Source organism: Paenibacillus sp. SC116 (assembly GCF_024733555.1).
Classification (GTDB): domain Bacteria; phylum Bacillota; class Bacilli; order Paenibacillales; family Paenibacillaceae; genus Paenibacillus_B.
The window spans coordinates 23,366-43,257 of sequence record NZ_JANIOF010000001.1 but is presented as its reverse complement, the minus strand read 5'-3'; the positions used below and the strand labels follow the sequence as shown (position 1 = coordinate 43,257).

The window sequence follows — 19,892 nt, the reverse complement described above, 5'->3', positions numbered from 1 at the left end:
ATCATACAGCCTGCATTTTTAACTATATTTTGGATGTAGCTTCGATCAACTTAACCTCTCTTAGCGTGATAAGGATACACAAGTTGATAAAGGATAGCCGCGGCTTCTTGACGCTTCAACCCTTTTTTGGACAAGTAATCAATGGCCCCATCCTGATGTTTAATTACTTCAGGACCGTAGAAACCGAACGTAGCCATATACTGAACTGCTTCCTTTGCCCATTCGTCCGTCTCTCCTGCAAGCTTTACAGGCGGTGTCGGCATTACAGGATACTGTTTTAGGAAGCTATAAAGCCAAACCGCTGCCTCTTGACGCTTTATGATTTGATCTGGCTCGAACTTCCTATCGTTAACTTGCGATGCATCAATGATCTTGAGACGTACCGCCTCATTAATAGCATCCACATATTTGTGTCCCTCCACATCTTTAAAGGCTGGCTCTTTATGATGTCGGTAGCCTACATCAAGCAATTCGATCAACACATGAATAAACTCGGCACGCGTCATTTCTTTAGTCGTTTCAAACAAATCAGTATCTTTCTCACCTAATGTAACTATCGGGCTCAAACCATCTATATACGTACGATACGGGTGATTTCCTGCCACATCCTTATAAACAACTGGTGCTTCAAGTTTCTCTGCCCAGCTTACAAAGGTTAGTGATGTGTAGATATACTTCACCTTACCGTTCTCTTCTTTAAATGCTAAAGGCAAACCTTCTTCACTTAAAAAGAGAAACGGATCAACTTGACGATACGTCATACTGCCGAGTAGATCATTGACGGTTAACGATCCATCGCTGTTCGCTTTAATTTCTGTCACTTCATATCCCGACCGCAGATTTGCATATCGCCCTTCAAATTTTGCAAGTTCTTGTTGGGTCGATTGCAAATACTTCGGAGCTGGCCTTTCATCTGGATAGAAATGATCCATAAATGCTTCCATATAAGGAGCATATAGACTGCTTCCTTGATTGTCACTTATAAATACACCAACTTTTTTGTCAGGCAAAAACGTAACCTGAGAAGTAAATCCGGGCAATCCCCCACCCTTCGACACAAAGTTATGTCCGTTGAACAAATGATGATTATAAAACTCAAAGCCAAAGGTCATGTTCGGTACAGAAGGATGAATACTTACTTGTGGGGTAAGCATCTTTGTTAAAGAATCTTTGCTCAATAATCGTTCCTCTCCAAAAACTCCACCATTCAGGACGGCTAACATATAATTAGCCATATCCTCGCCTGTAGATGACATAGATCCTTCTGGCAACACCGTTGGCTTAAATAAAGCTGGCTTTAACTTATTCCCATGCCAATCATAAGAACTAGCCAATTTATGAAATCTATCTTTCTCCAGCACAAAGCTCGTATTTTCCATATCCAGCACTTCAAATAGATGTTCATTTGCATACGCTTCGAATGTTTGGCCCGTTACTTGTTCAACCATATATCCTTGCAATTGGGATGCAAAATTGTCATAGCTATATACTTCACCAGGTTTATTAACAATTCGAACCTTATTGTTCAGCAATTCATCTTTAATGGAATAATGAGCTTTGGGATCCAGCTCTGCATCAATAACAAATCCCGCATCCGCATAATCTACCCCACTCGTATGTGTAAGCAAATCCTTCACAGTAACAGGACTTCCAGTTTCATTTTTTATTTTGACATCGCCCAAATACTTGGTTATATCTGCGTTCAGATCAATTTTCCCTTGCTCCACGAGCTGCATGACCGCTGTCGCCGTAAATATTTTCGATACAGAGCCGATAAAGAACAACGTTTCCTCTGGATCTACCCGCTTCTTCTGCTCTTTATCTGCGTACCCAAACCCCTCTTCAAGCAGCACTTCGTCGCCTTTTACGACAGTGACTACTGCTCCGGCTATCCTATTTTTAATAGCTGGGTTAGCAAAGAACTCCTTCGTGAACTTCTCCACATTTGCCTTGGTCAATGGCACAGCCGCTTTTTTAGCTGCTGGCGTAGCTGCGATAGCATGCTGCGTAGGTTGATTGACCGAAGCATCCTTTGTAGCAGCGGCAACAGATATCGGAAGCGATGAAGATAACATCATAAGTGCACATAGCAACGAAAGTACTCTTTTACTTTTTTTCATGAACATACCTCCCTCAGTATGGTTACTCTTTTAACTCCATGACTGCATTTTTAGGTAATATTTGTATTGTAAAATAAATGTCTTTCTCACTTCTTTCAGAAACCTTACAATAAACTTACAGTTAAAATGGAAATGAATCATACAAAAATAACCCGCAAAATGGGGCTTTTTTCAAAGTTCCATTCTGCAGGTTAGATATCTACCTTACTTATGATGCTTATAATACTTAGTGTACTTACATGCTACCTATACGATTGTAAGTATATCGTAAAATCTGGCTAGTCAATCAACATTATAAAGTGGAATATGTCCAATTCTTATATTTTAGTAGGCTTTACGACTGATAGAGTCTCGACACCGTTCCATTTCTAAATGTAATAATACTAAATTTCCCTTCATTACGATACGTCCACAATTCTAGGACAAGGTTAGGACTTGAAGTATAGGTGGTATCTTGAGGTGTACCCCAGGATAGTAAGACTTGTTCTTTTGTCATGCCGAGGGATATAATTCCTTTTTTTACTTTATCCCAAATCGGCTTCGGCCAGTTATATCGTTTGTAAGGATCATAATGCAAAAAGATAGATTCATGCGTCAAAGCGAACTCTACTAGATGCTCAGGCAAATTAACACTGTGTATCGTTTTTCCATTAGCGTGCTTAAATACGATAATAAAATCACCCGTTTGTTGTACTGGCCTAATATCAGTTACCGTTACCTTGTTAAATCGTTCCCAACCATGGAAGTCATTAATCCAGTAAGTTACCCCAATAAATCTGACCAACGTTCCTAATCGTTCGTTTTTGAACACTTTTGCCGTTTCATCGGATTCTACCATCATTCGAGCTTGACCAAAGTTCAGCACTGCCCGTTTATACTCTTTATCCCATGTGATTACCGCTTTCGAGGTATGTTTCAGCAACTCAGCTGGAAAAACGATTGTTTTTCCATTCGCATGGACAGGACCCTTCATGACAATTTTCTGCCCGTCCAACCAAGCAACTTTACTGCCTACCTGTAACTTAATCTGTTTAGAACCCAGCTGAATGTGGTATTTTTTAACGTTCGAGTCAAAAGTTAATGTACCGCCTATCGTTTCAAACAAGGATTTTAGCGGCACATATAACACACCGTCTTTTTGCACTGCTTTTTGCAGCGGCTTATCTGAGGTTACCCAAATCTTTCCTTCAGCTTTCTCCCCCGACACAGTTCCTTGAAACGTGATTTCACCAACAGCTTTTGCCTTAAATGAATTATTTTTTAACTGCACAACATGCTGTGGCATACTAAATTGCAATTCATGCTGTTGAGAAAAGCGTTCTTCTTTGTATCCGTTTGAATACTGTTCTTCGAATTTAATAGAGAAAGACTCACCTACTTTGACTTTCTGCTTAGGCAATTTGACTTTCACACTCGTTAACGTAGGCGCTTTCATCGTAGTAATTTTATCATTAGAGGAACTCAACCACGTTCCATCTTTTTGCATCACCAACAGGTTATAGTTATCAGATGTTGAGGAAACAACTACCCGTACACTAGATGTGAATCTTTGATCTTGCGTTAGTACAAACTCGTTATTGTTTAAAACAGCGTTCCACACTGTCCCATCTTCTTTTACAAGTACAAGTCGGTTCGAATCTCTCCATACTAAATCTTTTACTCCAGAAGCAATTGTGATTGGAGTTGCAACCGCCGTATCATAGTAAGCAGCTGTTTTATCCCGGTCAATTAAAGCAATTTGATCTTCAAATAGGTATATTTTTGATGCTGTCGGAACATTTCCTACTTTCTCAAGCTGATAGGGAGTATCCGAATGCCACCTATAAATCGTTCCTTCCTGATCCAAAGCAGCGTGAAATTGATCATAAGAACTCAACCATTTTATCTGACGCAAACCGTCTATTTGACCATAACGAGACCAGACTGTACCATCTTGTTTGACGCCATAACCATTACCAAGTTGCACAATTTGTTGAAGAGCAGGTCTTCGAGTCAAATGAGGGTTCCCGTCTTGCCATGAGAAAACTTCTCCATCTTTCGTCAATCCCCAACCCTTATCAAAATCTCCTACAATAGATATAAAATTCGTTTTGTCCAAATATTTAAGTACTCCAGCGCCACGCCACAAACTTCCATCTTCCAGCAACATGATATTTTCATTTAACACGTCCACAATTTTTGCTGAACTTGTAGATGAGTGATCTGTAGCAGAAGCCGTCTCCACGGTACTCACGACCCACACAAATACAGCAACCAGCACAACCATCCATTTCCTCATATTCATTCCCCTTTATGTATATGTAAACAAATGCCATCTAATATTATAGCAAATGCTGTCGAATAAAGTTAGGATTATTTGGGTTATCATTGGCTGCTTGCAGCAATTTCATAAAGATTCTTTAAAAAAGCCGTGATTTTTTATGTTATTGTACTCTTTGCTGCTTCAATGCTTCTACATTGATACCAGCGGCTATAAGCTTCTGCTCCCCTTCTTGCTCGATCAGATTTTTCAACTCTGTAAGCACTGGATCGAAATCCGTATGTATACCGAGCATAAAGGTCATTTCATACTCAATCGGCAGCCATGTTTCGATATCTGCTTCATTATGCTGGATTTGCGCCTCTAGCTTATCCAACGCGTTAGCCACTTTTGCTTCATAGGTTTCTTTGCGTTCGAATTCAAACCAATAGTCATAGAGCTTCTGACCATGTTCATCACCAAGTATATTTCGAATCTGCTCGATAGCTGCTATCTCATTTTTATATTTCAAAGCTTTCGCTTCACTATTATTCATCGTATCGAATGCAGGAATATCCTTTGCGTATGCTTCCACCAAGTCATGGATAATGATCATTTTTAGCAGCTTCTCACTGTTAACCTTAATAGGCAAATACGGTTCAATCGTCATTGCCATTAAGGCAAGCCGCCATGTGTGCTCCGCGACACTTTCTCTACGTCCGTTTGATAGCCAACCATGACGCAGTTCCATTTTTAATTTTTCGCCAAGTTTTATCAATTCGAGTACATTTCTTAGCTGCTCCATCTCGGTTATGCTCCTCTGTATAGACAAATTTTACAGTTGTTTAAAAAATATTCTCTTCGACATTGGCATCGAACTTGGCACCTTCAATGTTTGCACCTTTCCACTGTACGCCATCCAGTACTGCATAGGAAAAGTCCACGCCCGCGAAATTGCCATCACACAATATAGCATTACTTAAGTTGGCACCGTTAAAATTACCATTTCGTGCATCTACACCGGTTAAGTTCGCACCTATAAAGTCCGTGTTCATAAAGTTTCCTTCTATTATAATAGCTCCTGATAAATCAGCTTCATTAAACACAGCTTCATCCGCTTCTATTTCTTTTAAACTGGCTTTGCGAAATGTTGCTGCCGTCAATATTGTTCCAGATAGATTTCCATAGGAAAAGTCCACCTCATCAAAACATGCCTCTACACATGAACTTATTTTAATTTCGGCAAATTTCATTTTAGCTTGGCGAAAGTTAGCCTTATAAAAAGAGCTATCAGCAATGTCAGCCTCATAAAAATTAGTACCTTCTGCATTCACTTTATCCCATTCACAACCTCGTAGAGATACTCTCATAAGAGAAGCTCCTTGCAGATTAGCACCTTTTGCTACGATACGATCGGCTTTTAGATCGCAAATGTCCGAAAAAGAAAGATCTACACCTTGAAGCTCTAAGTCATACACTACTCTCTCTTCCATTATAGCGGCATGAATCATTTCCCTAATTTCTGCGACACCCTTTGATGCTTCACTCATATAGATACCTCTTTCTACTTACGTCTAGCTCTTTTCAATATGTTGATCCGTCTAATTACGGTGCAAATATAACTCAGAAGTCTTATTATGAATCAGCTAACCTATAACTTCAACTCGATTTCAATCTAGAAATACTCCATTGGTGTTCCACCCTTATCACGATTTATATTTTCTCCGAAAAAGCCCTTGACTTTGACACTAGTGTAAAGCTTTAGACTAAGGTCAGAAAGCTAAATCAAACCATTCGAGGAGGAAGTCAATTGAGTAATTATCAAGGGAAGAAAGCTGTTATTACAGGTGGAACACATGGAATGGGTCTTGCCACTGCGAAAGCGCTGCTGGCTGAAGGAGCGGAAGTGATCGTAACTGGACGTAATCCGAAGAACATTGAAGAGGCACGACGAGAATTAGGCAATGAACGAGCACATGTGATATTGTCCGATGTTTCGAGTTTGGAGGACATTCAAGCATTAGGGGCTTATGTGGAGCAGCATTTTGGAAAAATTGATCTACTTCATGTAAACGCAGGAATGTCGGTGCTTGAACCGTTCCACGAAGTAACTGAAAGCTCTTACGATCGAACATTCGCCGTTAACACGAAGGGAGCCTTTTTCACCGTTCAGCGCTTGGCGCCGCTAATTGTAGATGGTGGCTCAATCGTGTTTACTTCTTCCGTAGCTGATAAAGGCGGCTATACCGGCATGAGCGTATACAGCGCATCCAAAGCTGCACTTCGCTCATTGGCAGCTGGCTTTGCAGTAGAGCTGCTGCCGAGAAACATTCGCGTCAATGTTGTAAGTCCTGGCTTTATCAAAACCCCATCGAAGGGTGTTGAAGGTTTAACCGATGCAGAGCGTACCTCCTTCGAAGAGCTTGGCAATCAGATTACACCGATGAAGCGTCATGGCTCGGCGGAAGAAGTTGCAAAGGCAGTATTATTCTTTGCCTTCGATGCCACCTTCACAACCGGTGCAAGGCTTACCGTAGACGGAGGACTCGGCCAAAATTTGAGTGCAATCTAAACGCAATTAAGGAATGAAATAAATGCCCCAGAGCATAGACGTGTTCTATGCCCTGGGGCATTTCCAATTTACTCGATTAGCTATAAATCTTCTTCGCTTTCGTCCGTGAAATTTGCCTCTCTAGCATTTTTTTCAAGTCGTGGAGGGCTATCATTTGATCGTTTACATGACTTAGCTTTTGTTCATATATGTTCAACATTTCCTCACAGAACTCATAGTCATCAGGAGATGCGATCTCACTCCTGAACAGACTGCCGATTTCATCCGCCGTTAACCCGAGCTTCAAATACAACTGAATCGCTTTGACACGCTCGATAGCCGATTCATGAAACTTACGATAATCATTTTCCGTTCTCTCCGCCTGTAGCAGGCCTTTTTCTTCATAATGCCGAATCGATCGAGCACTAACCTTGGTCAATTGCGATAATTCACTTATTCTCACGCTTTAAGGACCTCCTTGTATGTAGACGATAATGAAAGAGTATGCAGGAACAGTAATAATCATAGAGCATATGATTACGGATTCTAATGTCGTGGAGTACTTCTTAGAAAAACCAGTATTTTGTAGAGTATAACTTGGAGGATTAAGAGAATGCATCTTTTTAAAATAAAGGAAAGTTGCTTGTTATGTCTAGACTTTAACTTAAAAAAGACTATTGCAGTTATATAATATCTGCATCCAAAATAAAACGCCAAGCTCGCAAAATGAGAACTTGGCGTTGTACAATTTACCTGTATGAATACTGCATTTTACAGCAATTACGCTTCGATCTGTGGAGTTACTGCGCGTTCTAAACTTTGCTCTAGCTCTTCTGTGTAACGTACTTTCTGCTCCTCAGTCCAACCTTGCGCTGCAGCCATATAGTCGATTACTGGCTGTTTCCAACGTCTCACCCATGCAATATTAAAGAACACCGCACCTGTACGGCGAACAAAGAAATCATCCGGCTTCACCGTCATCTCATGCTGCATTGCATATACGAGCGGTACGAGTACATCAATCGGAAGATCCAATTGCTTCAAATCAACCGCACAGGCACGTGCCAACTCAAATACAAGCTCTACATTGGAACCGTAAAATTGAGCCCAACGCTTGGCCAACTTTTCGTCCAAACCTTGCTTTACACCTTCAGCTGTCTTCTTGCTTACAAATGCAGGAAACGAAGCAGAGCCGCCAACATCGCCGCCTGAGATCGGCATTTGTTTCGTTGTTGCTGCCGCAAACGAACGTCCATCTTGCTCATGAATGAGCTTAGTCACCAAATTAACAATCGTCTCCGCCATCTTTCGATAACCTGTCAATTTTCCACCAGCAATCGTAATTAGGCCAGAAGGAGACTGCCATATTTCATCTCTGCGAGAAATTTCAGACGCATTTTTTCCTTCTTCATAAATCAGCGGTCTAACCCCCGCCCAACTCGATTCAATATCTTCCACAGTAAGTTTAACCGTAGGGAACATGTAATGAATCGCATCCATAATGTACTTACGATCTTCTGCTGTCATTACTGGATGAACCGGATTAGCTTTATAAAATGTATCTGTCGTGCCCACGTATGTCTTTCCGTCACGCGGAATCGCAAATACCATGCGTTTATCGGGTGTATCAAAATATATCGCTTGCTTCAGCGGAAACTTCGACTGATCGATGACAAGGTGAACACCTTTAGACATTTGAAGACGCTTGCCTGTACGCGATCCATCTTGTTCTCGAAGGACATCCACCCATGGCCCAGCTGCATTAATAATTTTATTTGCATACAACTCGTATGGCTGACCATCCAACTGATCACGCACAAGAACACCTGAAACTTTGCCTTCTTTGTACAAAAACGACTCTACTTTCATATAGTTCAGTGCTTTTGCACCTTTGCTTACCGCTTCCTTCATGACTTCAATCGTCAAACGCGCATCATCTGTCCGATATTCAACATAATAACCGCCGCCTTTTAAGCCTTCTCGCTTCAGCAGGGGTTCACGCTCAATCGTCTCTTTATCCGTAAACATACGCCGACGTTCACTACGTTTTACACCTGCCAAAAAGTCATAGACGCGCAAGCCGATCGACGTACTGAACTTGCCAAACGTCCCACCGCTGTGAAACGGAAGCAGCATCCACTCTGGTGTCGTAACATGCGGACCATTTTCATATACGATGGCACGCTCTTTTCCGACTTCAGCTACTGTTTTTACATCAAATTGCTTCAAGTAGCGCAGCCCGCCGTGTACAAGTTTCGTCGAGCGACTTGATGTGCCTGCTGCAAAGTCCTGCATTTCAAATAATGCTGTGTTAAGACCCCGTGTCGATGCATCTAGTGCAATGCCAGCTCCTGTAATACCACCGCCGATTACGATCACATCGAGAGGCTGCTCTTTCATAGCTTGTAATATATCGTGACGCCCTGCCGCGTTAAACTCCATCTTCATCTGTATGACCTCCTGAGCAATCGGTGACCGAAATAACAAAAGCCGCAATAACACTATAGTCTATACACAAGACGACAGTGCAATTGCGGCTTCTCTATTCTCCAACCGAATCAAATATTAACTTGTAATTATAATAACATAATAATTAATTTATTTAAACACTTTTGTTGCGGAAATAGCTTTCTTCCAACCACCATACAATTCATCACGCCGTTCTTCTTCCATAGATGGATTAAACGTACGATCAATACTCCATTGAGCCGCAATTTCCTCACGGCTGTCCCAGTATCCAACAGCAAGACCTGCAAGATAAGCCGCTCCAAGCGCAGTTGTCTCGTATACTTTCGGACATTCAACCGGGACATTTAACATATCACTCTGGAACTGCATCAAGAAGTTATTTTGGACCGCGCCACCATCTACACGCAACGTTGTAAGCTCAATCGCAGAGTCCGCTTCCATCGCTTGCAGCACATCCTTTGTCTGATAAGCGAGAGACTCTAGCGTTGCACGAATGAAATGCTCCTTAGACGTACCGCGCGTCAAACCGAATACAGCACCTTTCACTTCGCTATCCCAATAAGGTGTGCCAAGTCCTACAAATGCAGGAACGACATAGACACCATCTGTTGTATCCACTTTACTTGCATACAATTCACTGTCTTTCGATTCCTTAATCATACGCAAACCATCACGCAGCCATTGTACAGCCGAACCAGCAACGAACACACTGCCCTCTAACGCATATTCCACCTTGCCGTCAATTCCCCAAGCAATCGTCGTCAATAACCCATGCGAAGATTGAACCGCTTGCTCACCTGTATTCATAAGCATGAAACAACCTGTGCCATACGTATTTTTAGCCATGCCTTTGTTAAAGCAAGCCTGACCGAACAACGCAGCTTGTTGATCACCCGCTGCACCGGCAATCGGGATGCTTTCCCCAAAGAAATGGAAATCAACCGTTTCACCATAAACTTCAGAAGAAGAACGAACTTCTGGAAGCATCTGTTTCGGAATCGTGAGCAATTCAAGCAGCTCATCATCCCAACGCAGCTCATGAATGTTGTACATCAACGTACGTGAAGCGTTACTGTAATCAGTAACATGAACGTTGCCGTCCGTCAGCTTCCAAATTAACCATGTATCAATTGTACCGAACAGCAATTCGCCGCGCTCCGCTTTTTCACGAGCACCTTCAACATTATCGAGAATCCATTTTACTTTTGTGCCTGAGAAGTAAGAATCAATAAGCAGGCCTGTCTTCGAACGGAACAACTCACTGTGACCTGCTTCTTTCAGCTCATCACAAATCGATTTCGTTTGGCGTGATTGCCATACAATCGCATTATATACAGGACGACCGGATTGTTTATCCCATACCACTGTCGTCTCACGTTGATTCGTAATTCCGATCCCTGCAATCTGGCTCGGCTTCACACCGGACTCGATCAGACATGTCGCAATTACAGATAGGATCGTTCCCCAAATTTCTTGTGCGTTATGCTCAACCCAACCTGGCTCAGGAAAGATTTGTGTAAATTCTTTCTGTGCTGTGTGTACAATATGCCCTTCTTTATTAAACAAAATAGCACGCGAGCTTGTTGTTCCTTGATCCAATGACAAAATATATTTTTCCATACAAGATTCCCCCCTGTATTGTTTGACAATTCAATAAGTTTTGCTATGCACTTAGTTTGCTGTTCGTTTTGAAAGGAGCTGTGCTCCAATTAGAACAACAACCGCTATTCCTAACACCAACCACAACATGGAATCAGGCTCACCTAGAAACACATTTTTATAAAATAACCCGCCAAGAGAACCACCTAGCAATGGTCCTACTACAGGAACCCATGCATACTTCCAATTCGAACCACCCTTACCTGGGATCGGAAGCAAGAAGTGTGCAATCCTTGGACCCAAGTCACGTGCCGGGTTGATTGCATAACCGGTTGTACCACCAAGCGACAAGCCGATACTAACGATTAAAAAGCCGACGATAAACGGATTCAATCCATCTGCAAATTTGTTTGCACCAATTGCCAATATGCCAAGGACGAGAATAAAGGTACCAATCATTTCACTAATCACGTTTGAGAACGGATGATTAATAGCAGGACCTGTTGCGAAAACACCTAATTTGGTAGCTGGATCTTCGGTTACTTTCCAGTGCGGCAAGTAATGTAAGTATACAAGTACAGCTCCCAATATAGCACCTATCAATTGTGCGACAATATAAGATGGTACATCCGCCCACGGGAAGCTTCCCGTGAAGGCTAGTCCGACTGTAAGAGCTGGATTCAAGTGCGCTCCGCTAAACGAACCGACGGAATAGGCAGCTACTGCTACAGCCAAACCCCAACCTAACGTAATAACGATCCAACCTGAATTGGCAGCAAAAGATTTTTTAAGCGATACACCCGCGCAGACGCCGCCGCCAAGCGCGATTAAAATCATCGTTCCAATTACTTCTGCCCAAAATGCTGACATAATTAGCCCTCCTGTAAAATCCTCACTGTTGTTACAATATATTCTGTTAAGGAGAATGCAAAAAGAGACCCACGATCGAGTACACATCTTATCCCTTGAGAGGATAAATGTGTTCTGAAAGTAGATCTCCAAGTCTCCGTAACAAGTATTAACTTAATTCATAGTTTATTCATATTTGTAAGCGTTGTCAATCACTATTTTTCATAGTATGTCCACAATTGCTTGTTCGATGTTGTTACAGCTTCCGCTCCGGCACCTAGTGCACGCTCCACATCTTCTCTCGTAGATATAAATCCGCCAGCAACAATCGGCAATTGTGTATTTTCTTTGACTTTGCGAATGACATCCGGCATTCCTCCTGGGAGCACTTCAATGACATCAGGCTGTGTCTTTTCAAGCAGCTTATAACTCTTCTCCAACGCACTATTATCAATCAGAAACATGCGCTGAACAGCGACAACCCCTTTTTGCTTCGCACGCTGAATGACATTCCCTTTCGTAGACAATATGCCATACGGACGGTACTCTTGGCACAAATATTCCGTGGCATAAGCATCGCTTTGCAAACCTTGAATTAAATCCAAGTGCAGCAGCAGCTTCTTGTCCGCTTTGTGCACCATATCAACGGCATGCTTTAACTGAGCAACGTGAATATCCAACAGGATAAGATACTCATATGGAGACGCAATCGCTTTTTCTAAGTCTTTCATTTGTCTGGAAGCAGGCAATACTCGTTGTTTATAAAATACCATCTGTCTTTGTTCCCCTTTAATCGACCAGCGCTAAAATTATGTGTATCATTATACATGGAGCAATGACTTCCGTATACACCAGGAAATGGATGTTGGTTGCAATTGTATAATTTGGAATAGCCCAATCATTTAAAGGGATGAGTGTATGTTGAGTGGTTAATAATCAATAATCAAGGGGTAATCACTAACTAATAACCACTATTCCTTTCTCCGCTGTGTTTTATTCATTTATAAGTAACACAACTGCTGATTCGCCATTTTTGAAAATCACTCATACCAAATAACCGCCTTCTTGTCCTTAAAGAAGAGACGATTTCACAACTCAACTATTCCATAGCCATTCAAACATAAGAAGGCAAAAGTGTTGTTAACAAGGAAATTGCCTGCGCAGCACATTGCAATGCACTTAACGGTTGTCACAGAGGCTAACCTACTTACATTTACTTATTTTGAAATGTAACGGATGTCAGAGTGCTTATTTGCCGGATTTAGCAATGTAACTCACCAAAATTGCTAAAATAAGCTCTTCTACAACCGTTAAAATTTAATTATGGGTGATTTCGTATAAATAACGTCAATGGCGTTCGTTAGAAAAAGCACCAACGTGCAACAAAAGCTTCTCGAGAGTTGCCCCGTCTCGCCTCGCAACCCGAGATCCGACGCCTGTGCTTGTAATAATCGTGAGACCGTCACAAGCGTGTATCAGTTCGTTCATCTCCTGTTATTTTTGTACCCATGCATAGTGCTTATTAACGTTCCCTTTTGCTGTTACGATATCCAATCTAGCTTAAAAAATCTTTTACAGCTTTATAGAAAGCTGATTTCTCTGTTCTGCAAATGTCGTGTCCACTGTTAGCGAACTCATGGAGTTGTAAATGGGGAAATTGTTTCTTATACCTCTCAAGATCATCATCAGTTATTAATGAACCTTCCAATAAACCTCTAGCCACAAGTACCGGCCGATCGAAATTAACATGTATCGACTTTTGAGTCGATTCGCCTTGAATGCCTCGAACCGCCTCTTCACGAATATGAGTATCTCTCTGAAATGGAATTAAATAATTTTCAATGTAATCATTTGCCCACTGCAAGGGCATCGCTTTATGTTCGGAAGGATAATCTTCGATGATTAGAGATGCAATTTGCTTGGAGTTTTGGTTTGCGTATTCTAGCGCATAAGATACGCCACGAGAATACGCAATAGATGAAAATACGCAACACCTGATTCTTTCACAACAGATTCAATGTCAGATACATGATGTTCAAGGTCATACCCTATTTGTGGTGTTTGGCTTTGTCCTCTTCCTCTAAACGATAGTACGATCCCTCTTCGCGGAAATAGAAATTCTAACAAGTCTATGTATTCTTCGGCTGTTTCAGACAAGCCTGGGCATACGACGATGGGAGTTAGTTCAGGATCAGCTTCAATAATGGAATCAAGAAAATGAATGTTTAGACCATTATGAGTCGCGGTTTTGGACAGCAGTTTCAAAACAAATTCCTCCTTGAACTTAATCTAGCATCAACTCCATTGGCTCCTTACACAGTTTATAGCCATTGCGTTCATAAAACTCTACACTCCATTCACTTGGCCATACGATAATAAATTCATAATGATTCGCACGTGCCCACTCTTCAATCTTTTTCAATAATTGAGCTCCGATTCTCTTCCCTCTATGCTCAGGCAGCGTGTACACATTGGTCATATAAATAAAAGGATTCGTCTTTCTACCCGGCCTAGGTACCTTATCGATTAATTCAATATAAATATGCGAAAGAATAAGACCTTCTTGCTCCGCAACCCAAATAAACCATTTATCAGAATCGAGGGCATCTTGCATAAATGCTCTGCACTCCAAAGCAAACTCCTCATATGCATCCTCTTCGAACTTTTTGTGACTATATTCATTTGTAAAGTCCCATCGCATTCTTACAAGTTGTTCAATATCATCAGCATTCGTTAAGCGAAGCTTCATGGTCATTTCCCACTCTCTGTAGTTTAGGTAAATTGTAAAATACAAAGCAGTATAAATCCCTACTACGTATATGTGCAGTCGATCTCCATTGCATTATTTACTTAAATATCCTTCCTCTATTGATTTCTCTATCATTTCCTGCGCATACTCCCATAACCTTTCGGAACCTTTTGCTATTTTACGATTTCGATCTAACACTTTTTCGCTTGTGATGCCGTGTTTCTTCCACGTTTTACCTTGATTTAAATAATTATGTATTAACGGTTGCAAACTATCCAACGATACTGCGAACTTTGCCTCTTTCGATTCCTTACGATCATATTCAAGCCATAAATCTATAAGGTCCTTCCCTTGATCCTCTGGGAGCAAACCAAATATTCGAGTGGCCGCTCGCAGCTCTCGCTCAAACTTATCATGATGCCCAGCAGTGTCATAGGCAAAAGTATCACCAGCATCAATTTCTACGATATCATGAATGAGCAGCATTTTTATCACTTTAAACAGATCAATTTCTTGATTGGAATGTTGATATAAAATAAGTGCCATCATAGCAAGGTGCCACGAATGTTCCGCATCATTCTCGTGACGTGAACCATTGATAAGTTTAGTTTTTCTTTCAATAGTTTTGAGTTTATCTAATTCGATCAGAAAGCGGAGCTGACTATTGAAATCGAGATCTTCTTTCATTCTATGATGTCTTTGGATTATCTTGATTTTCTGTGTCACAATTTCCTTTCTCGTCTTGTCTTTCTCCATATTACAGACGTTCTTTCATAGATAATGTCATCGACAAAAACTCAGCTTGGTTATTCCCAACTCTGCTCATAAAACGCATTCCTCGAACAAATCCAGCACGCTCATAGACTTTGATCGCTCTTTCATTAAATGTTGCGACAACAAGTTGAAGTTTGAGCACGTTCGTATTCTGTTTCAAATAATCAATGCCTTGCAGCAAGAACTCTAAACCGTTACCTCCACCTGTACAATCAGGTCTAAGTCCTAATCCGATGTCTACTCGATCCTGATGTTCATAAATACCGACAGGGTACCCTCCTGGAACACGAGCCGGATTCCCGATACAAATAAAGCCTACTAATTGGTTATCGCTATCTAGTGCGCAAAAGTACTCATCATTCATAAGTTCACAAATACATTCATTGCTATCATCCATGCTGTATATAGAGTATGGATCAGCGTATTCCCAAGTACAGATCGTGGCAGCATGTTCTTTGTTCATTGGGTAAAAGTGATATGTCATCATCGCGTTCAACCTTTCGTATTGAGGTAGCATTTCATCTAATAGGGAATAGAATATATTAATTTTAACAAATTATAACATCCAAATTTTATCATAGCTCGTTTCTATTGCATACAAACTTAAGATTTCCGCTATTAATTTCAAGACAAAAAAAGTCCGAATCTCTAAATTACAACCAGTAATGAAGAGCTTCGAACTTGTGTATTTCGTTATTGTATTTCTTTATGCGTAGGGTGTACATGAACAACCACATTGCCTCTTTTGCGCCCTGTTTCTACATATCGGTGTGCCTCGGGAACTTGTTCGAGTGAATAGCGCCTATCTATGACAGCTTTCACTTTTCCTTTCTCCATCAACTCTTTAAGGAAAATTAAATCATCTGCACTGACTTTGGCAATCCCCAGTCCATCGACGGTCAAGAACTTCCCATTTGGCGCCAGAACTTTTATGCAATGGGACTTTTTGATCTTTCCAATCGCATCGAAAATAATATCGTATCGGTCTGCACTTCCTATAAAATCCTCTTTCGTGTAATCTATGACATGATCCGCGCCGAGTGATTGTACTAAGTCAACATTTCTACCGCTGCACACCCCAGTAACTTCTGCTCCATAATATTTTGCAAGCTGCACAGCGGCCGTACCTACAGACCCTGATGCTCCATAAATAAGAACTTTCATACCAACTTGGATATTTCCTTTTCTAAAAAAATGCAATGCAGTAGTTCCTCCGAAAGGAATAACAGCGGCTTCCTCGTAGGTTGCATTGTTTGGCTTTAATGCGATTACTGCATCCTCAGACAGGCAAATATACTCGGCATGGGCACCACAGCGCATCCCACTTAGGGCATAAACTTGATCGCCTTTTTTGAATCGCTTTACGTTTTTACCTACTGCTTCGACTTCCCCTGCTAGCTCCACTCCTAAAATGGGATTTCTCGGTTTCGTAAAGCCCAGAACAATTCGCATAGCTAACCAGAGTAAAGGCGGACTTTTAAAGCTGCGAATTCTACAATCCCCTGTCGCTACCGTTGTGGCATAGACTTTAATCTGTATTTCATTATCCTTTGGCAAAGGTTTCATTACTTCTTTAAGCTCCAATACATCGGGTGATCCATACTTCGTGCATACGACGGCTCTCATTGGCGTCCTCCTGAAATTCGTTTTTGCCATGAGTATAGCGTCAATGTGATAGCTATATGCAGATACTAAAGTATGGTTTTGAAATGCGGATCTCCTTTTATATCAGGCCTAGCTGGCGAGCACGTGCCACAGCTTCGGTGCGGCGTTTTACTTGCAGCTTATCAAAGATTACACGATTATGCCCTTTGACTGTAGTTAATGCGATAAATAACCGTTCACTAATTTCATGATTCGATAGTCCTTGCGCAATAAGATGCAGTACTTCCAATTCTCTTACGCTCAACGGCTCAATAAGTCCTCGATCTGGTATGGATTGTAATTGAATATTCGATGCAGATTTATGAATCTGTTCCTCATTATCAAAATGAGCTAGTAGTTTAACTGTGTAGTCAGGCATGATTCTATGAACAACCGCTTCGCCTAGAAGAATTTTCATGGACTTTCCTTCGTCAAGAAAAAGACGAATAAATCCACTAGGCTCTGCCATCGTTAAAGCTTCTCTTAAAGCTTCCAAAGCCTTTGTTTTCTCACCATGTGCATATAGAGCAATGGCCATGAGGATAAAAATTTTGAGCCGTTCATCCTTTAAATCCTTTGCCTCCACCTTCTGTATAGCTGATTCCAAAATGGCTAATGCCGCAGCAGTATCACCTTGAGCCAAGTATATTCGCGCTCGGCTTAGTGGAAGGTCATATTTTTGCGACAATATGCCTGCTGCTGATAAGTGCTCTTGTTGAATCATCACATGAACTTGCGCCTCAGCAATACGTAGAATCTGAAGTATAAAATGGTTCTGGGTCGCTATATGTTCCGCTCTCGATAAGATCGCTGCTACCCCTCCTACATCTCCTTGTGCAAGTTTTATCTGTGCCAAAACTAGTTCTCCTGCAACCGCTCTATCCGTCTGCTCAAGCTGTTTCGCCAGTTGAATACTTAATTGAACGTGATGCAAAGCAGTATCTAGATCATTCCATTCATAGCAAATACGAGCCAGACCCAGATATGCTTCGCACACAGCTGGCATTGGCATATCACCTATTTGATTTAGAACCCAGTGATACGTTTCAGCCGCCATATGCAGTTGATTTTCACCTTCCTGTATCATGCCAAGACCAAGCGAAGCCATGATGGTGATAATTACATGGCCCAGCTTCTTACTATTAGTCAAAGCTTCCATATATGCCTTGCTGGCAGCAGTTCGGTCCCCTTGCAATTGATAGGCATATCCCAACGACCAACTTGCGGCTGTACGAATAGGCAGGTTGTCTGGGTGTAAGTATTTTAAAGCTCGATTAGACTCGAGGAGAATCGTCTCTACCTCATGTTTGCTCAGAGCTATTGTGGCGCGAATCGATGCAATATGACCGAGAAGATCATTGCTAGTTTGATCTTGCACTGTAATGTGCATTGCATGTTCGGCAGCTTTCAGCTTGGATTCCACTTCCGTTATACGACCGCTCATTATCAGCGAAGATGCGTACAACACCCACAATACAGGTCTTGCATCGAGCTCCTTACGTGGAAGTGAATCTAACCATTTCAATGCAGGAATTAGGGCTCCTCGAAACAGCAGAGGCATTCCCTTTCCTTCTAATAAGTGAGCAGCACGCTCGATATCATCAGCAGCTACAGCATGATGAAAAGCTTCTAGCTCAAAGTTATGATTTTCATACCATTCGCTAGCCCGCTGATGCATGATTGCAATATCTTGATCTACCTGTCTAGTAGTGGAATCTACATACTGAAGGAGACGCTGCCGCAGTAAATCGGCAAACAAATGGTGATAACGATACCAACGGCGCTCATGATCCAACGGCACGATGAATAAATTGGACCGTTCGAGATATTCCAGCATTTCTTGCCCAGAAGCATCGTGTTCGCTTCGTTCTCCCTCTCCCGACTGCAAAATTGCCTCACACAGGGGACCACATAATCGGTCAAGAATGGATGTTCGCAGCAAAAAATGCTGAATGTTAACAGACTGCTGTTTCAACACTTCTTCAACTAAATAATCCAGTATAAAACGGTGGTTGCCCGTGAAAGATGAAAGGAAATTCGAAACATTTTTTTGCTCCTTAATTGAAAGAGCAGCTAGTTGCAATCCTGCAATCCAGCCTTCCGTTCGACTTTCCAGCAGCACGGTTTGTTCTGGAGAAAGATGCACGCCCATAGCATTCTCCAAAAACTCGGCTGCTTCGGGTTGAGTAAACCGTAAATCCGATACTCGTATTTCTGTCATTTGATTTCGAACACGTAAACGTGCCAACGATAAAGGCGGATCGTTCCGAGTAATGATTACTACATGCATATGGATAGGCATACGTTCAATTAGAAGATCAACCGCATGATGAATTGCTTCTGATTGAATAACATGGTAATCATCCAGCACGATGAAGTGGTCTTTTTCAGCTGTAATAGATATCATTTTATGAATGAACGTAGATAGCAACACTTCTATCGGAGGAAGCTGAGAAGAGTGAACAATATCCATCCCTCCCGCTGTATCCTCATCCCTATTACTCATCTTCTTCAACGCAGCAAAGAGATATTGAAAAAATCGTGCCAGATCGTTATCCCCTTCATCCAACGACAACCAAGCGGCAGGACGATCACAATAAGTAAGCCAATTGCTGACCAACGTTGTTTTACCATAACCAGCAGAGGCAGATACCAAAGTTAATTTGTTTTGCACACCTTTTTCCAATGTCTCAGTTAATCGTGTCCGTCTCACAAGAGGTGACCTTGTCTGCGGTATATACAGTTTTGTCGATATCATTGAAGAATCCATAATAACCACCATTCTTCGCTGTATGATGCAGCGCTTGGATAAGTGATACGTCATATTATGTTCGATAGTTCGTACGTATTTACCTTGTAAGGTAAGTCCTCCTCCATGCGCTGAAACAAAATATCATC

The 19,892-nt window shown here is 41.6% G+C and carries 16 protein-coding genes; 1 reads left to right on the top strand and 15 read right to left on the bottom strand.

Annotation, left to right across the window (positions count from 1 at the left end; genetic code table 11):
- Nucleotides 1–50: 50 nt before the first annotated feature.
- The 4 genes from NQ117_RS00130 to NQ117_RS00115 all read right to left on the bottom strand — a co-directional run bounded on the left by NQ117_RS00130 (nucleotide 51) and on the right by NQ117_RS00115 (nucleotide 5,909).
- Nucleotides 51–2,120, bottom strand: a complete 2,070-nt coding sequence (locus NQ117_RS00130) for a serine hydrolase domain-containing protein (RefSeq protein ID WP_258276007.1) — start codon at nucleotides 2,118–2,120, stop codon at nucleotides 51–53.
- A gap of 334 nt (nucleotides 2,121–2,454) precedes the next feature.
- Entirely contained in the window at nucleotides 2,455–4,398 is a 1,944-nt protein-coding gene (locus NQ117_RS00125) for a stalk domain-containing protein (RefSeq protein ID WP_258276006.1), read from the bottom strand.
- A 145-nt stretch (nucleotides 4,399–4,543) separates the two neighbouring features.
- Nucleotides 4,544–5,164, bottom strand: a complete 621-nt coding sequence (locus NQ117_RS00120; RefSeq protein ID WP_258276005.1) for an HD domain-containing protein — start codon at nucleotides 5,162–5,164, stop codon at nucleotides 4,544–4,546.
- A gap of 40 nt (nucleotides 5,165–5,204) precedes the next feature.
- Nucleotides 5,205–5,909, bottom strand: coding sequence for a pentapeptide repeat-containing protein (locus tag NQ117_RS00115; protein WP_258276004.1), 705 nt, complete (start codon nucleotides 5,907–5,909; stop codon nucleotides 5,205–5,207).
- Nucleotides 5,910–6,169: 260 nt separating this feature from the next.
- On the opposite strand from NQ117_RS00115, the gene NQ117_RS00110 reads away from it, so the two are divergent.
- The gene (locus NQ117_RS00110) at nucleotides 6,170–6,931 is read left to right on the top strand and encodes an SDR family oxidoreductase (RefSeq protein WP_258276003.1); all 762 of its coding nucleotides are present in this window, start codon (nucleotides 6,170–6,172) and stop codon (nucleotides 6,929–6,931) included.
- Between the two features lie 76 nt (nucleotides 6,932–7,007).
- Here NQ117_RS00110 and NQ117_RS00105 read toward each other — a convergent pair whose 3' ends face one another.
- From NQ117_RS00105 to NQ117_RS00055, 11 genes are all read right to left on the bottom strand, one after another.
- Nucleotides 7,008–7,373, bottom strand: a complete 366-nt coding sequence (locus tag NQ117_RS00105) for a MerR family transcriptional regulator (RefSeq protein WP_258276002.1) — start codon at nucleotides 7,371–7,373, stop codon at nucleotides 7,008–7,010.
- Between the two features lie 317 nt (nucleotides 7,374–7,690).
- Nucleotides 7,691–9,352, bottom strand: coding sequence for a glycerol-3-phosphate dehydrogenase/oxidase (locus NQ117_RS00100; protein WP_258278113.1), 1,662 nt, complete (start codon nucleotides 9,350–9,352; stop codon nucleotides 7,691–7,693).
- A 156-nt stretch (nucleotides 9,353–9,508) separates the two neighbouring features.
- Nucleotides 9,509–10,999, bottom strand: coding sequence for a glycerol kinase GlpK (gene glpK / locus NQ117_RS00095; RefSeq protein WP_258276001.1), 1,491 nt, complete (start codon nucleotides 10,997–10,999; stop codon nucleotides 9,509–9,511).
- Nucleotides 11,000–11,050: 51 nt separating this feature from the next.
- Nucleotides 11,051–11,848, bottom strand: a complete 798-nt coding sequence (locus NQ117_RS00090; RefSeq protein WP_258276000.1) for an MIP/aquaporin family protein — start codon at nucleotides 11,846–11,848, stop codon at nucleotides 11,051–11,053.
- A 194-nt stretch (nucleotides 11,849–12,042) separates the two neighbouring features.
- On the bottom strand, nucleotides 12,043–12,600 hold the full coding sequence (locus NQ117_RS00085) for a glycerol-3-phosphate responsive antiterminator (RefSeq protein WP_258275999.1): 558 nt from the start codon (nucleotides 12,598–12,600) through the stop codon (nucleotides 12,043–12,045).
- 1,168 nt (nucleotides 12,601–13,768) lie between these two features.
- The gene (locus tag NQ117_RS00080; RefSeq protein WP_258275998.1) at nucleotides 13,769–14,092 is read right to left on the bottom strand and encodes an alpha/beta fold hydrolase; all 324 of its coding nucleotides are present in this window, start codon (nucleotides 14,090–14,092) and stop codon (nucleotides 13,769–13,771) included.
- Nucleotides 14,093–14,111: 19 nt separating this feature from the next.
- Nucleotides 14,112–14,582, bottom strand: coding sequence for a GNAT family N-acetyltransferase (locus NQ117_RS00075; RefSeq protein WP_258275997.1), 471 nt, complete (start codon nucleotides 14,580–14,582; stop codon nucleotides 14,112–14,114).
- An 87-nt stretch (nucleotides 14,583–14,669) separates the two neighbouring features.
- The gene (locus tag NQ117_RS00070) at nucleotides 14,670–15,263 is read right to left on the bottom strand and encodes an HD domain-containing protein (RefSeq protein WP_258278112.1); all 594 of its coding nucleotides are present in this window, start codon (nucleotides 15,261–15,263) and stop codon (nucleotides 14,670–14,672) included.
- A gap of 70 nt (nucleotides 15,264–15,333) precedes the next feature.
- Entirely contained in the window at nucleotides 15,334–15,837 is a 504-nt protein-coding gene (locus NQ117_RS00065) for a GNAT family N-acetyltransferase (protein ID WP_258275996.1), read from the bottom strand.
- A 206-nt stretch (nucleotides 15,838–16,043) separates the two neighbouring features.
- The gene (locus NQ117_RS00060; protein WP_258275995.1) at nucleotides 16,044–16,976 is read right to left on the bottom strand and encodes an NAD(P)-dependent alcohol dehydrogenase; all 933 of its coding nucleotides are present in this window, start codon (nucleotides 16,974–16,976) and stop codon (nucleotides 16,044–16,046) included.
- A 97-nt stretch (nucleotides 16,977–17,073) separates the two neighbouring features.
- Entirely contained in the window at nucleotides 17,074–19,764 is a 2,691-nt protein-coding gene (locus NQ117_RS00055; protein ID WP_258275994.1) for a winged helix-turn-helix domain-containing protein, read from the bottom strand.
- Nucleotides 19,765–19,892 lie beyond the last annotated feature (128 nt).

Coding starts and splice junctions, on each gene's coding strand:
- NQ117_RS00070 (WP_258278112.1), bottom strand. CDS start 15,263: ATGAAAGAAGATCTCGATTTCAATAGTCAGCTCCGCTTTCTGATCGAA.
- NQ117_RS00085 (WP_258275999.1), bottom strand. CDS start 12,600: ATGGTATTTTATAAACAACGAGTATTGCCTGCTTCCAGACAAATGAAA.
- NQ117_RS00090 (WP_258276000.1), bottom strand. CDS start 11,848: ATGTCAGCATTTTGGGCAGAAGTAATTGGAACGATGATTTTAATCGCG.
- NQ117_RS00075 (WP_258275997.1), bottom strand. CDS start 14,582: ATGACCATGAAGCTTCGCTTAACGAATGCTGATGATATTGAACAACTT.
- NQ117_RS00100 (WP_258278113.1), bottom strand. CDS start 9,352: ATGGAGTTTAACGCGGCAGGGCGTCACGATATATTACAAGCTATGAAA.
- NQ117_RS00125 (WP_258276006.1), bottom strand. CDS start 4,398: ATGAGGAAATGGATGGTTGTGCTGGTTGCTGTATTTGTGTGGGTCGTG.
- NQ117_RS00130 (WP_258276007.1), bottom strand. CDS start 2,120: ATGAAAAAAAGTAAAAGAGTACTTTCGTTGCTATGTGCACTTATGATG.
- NQ117_RS00115 (WP_258276004.1), bottom strand. CDS start 5,909: ATGAGTGAAGCATCAAAGGGTGTCGCAGAAATTAGGGAAATGATTCAT.
- NQ117_RS00120 (WP_258276005.1), bottom strand. CDS start 5,164: ATGGAGCAGCTAAGAAATGTACTCGAATTGATAAAACTTGGCGAAAAA.
- NQ117_RS00060 (WP_258275995.1), bottom strand. CDS start 16,976: ATGAGAGCCGTCGTATGCACGAAGTATGGATCACCCGATGTATTGGAG.
- glpK (WP_258276001.1), bottom strand. CDS start 10,999: ATGGAAAAATATATTTTGTCATTGGATCAAGGAACAACAAGCTCGCGT.
- NQ117_RS00065 (WP_258275996.1), bottom strand. CDS start 15,837: ATGATGACATATCACTTTTACCCAATGAACAAAGAACATGCTGCCACG.
- NQ117_RS00055 (WP_258275994.1), bottom strand. CDS start 19,764: ATGGATTCTTCAATGATATCGACAAAACTGTATATACCGCAGACAAGG.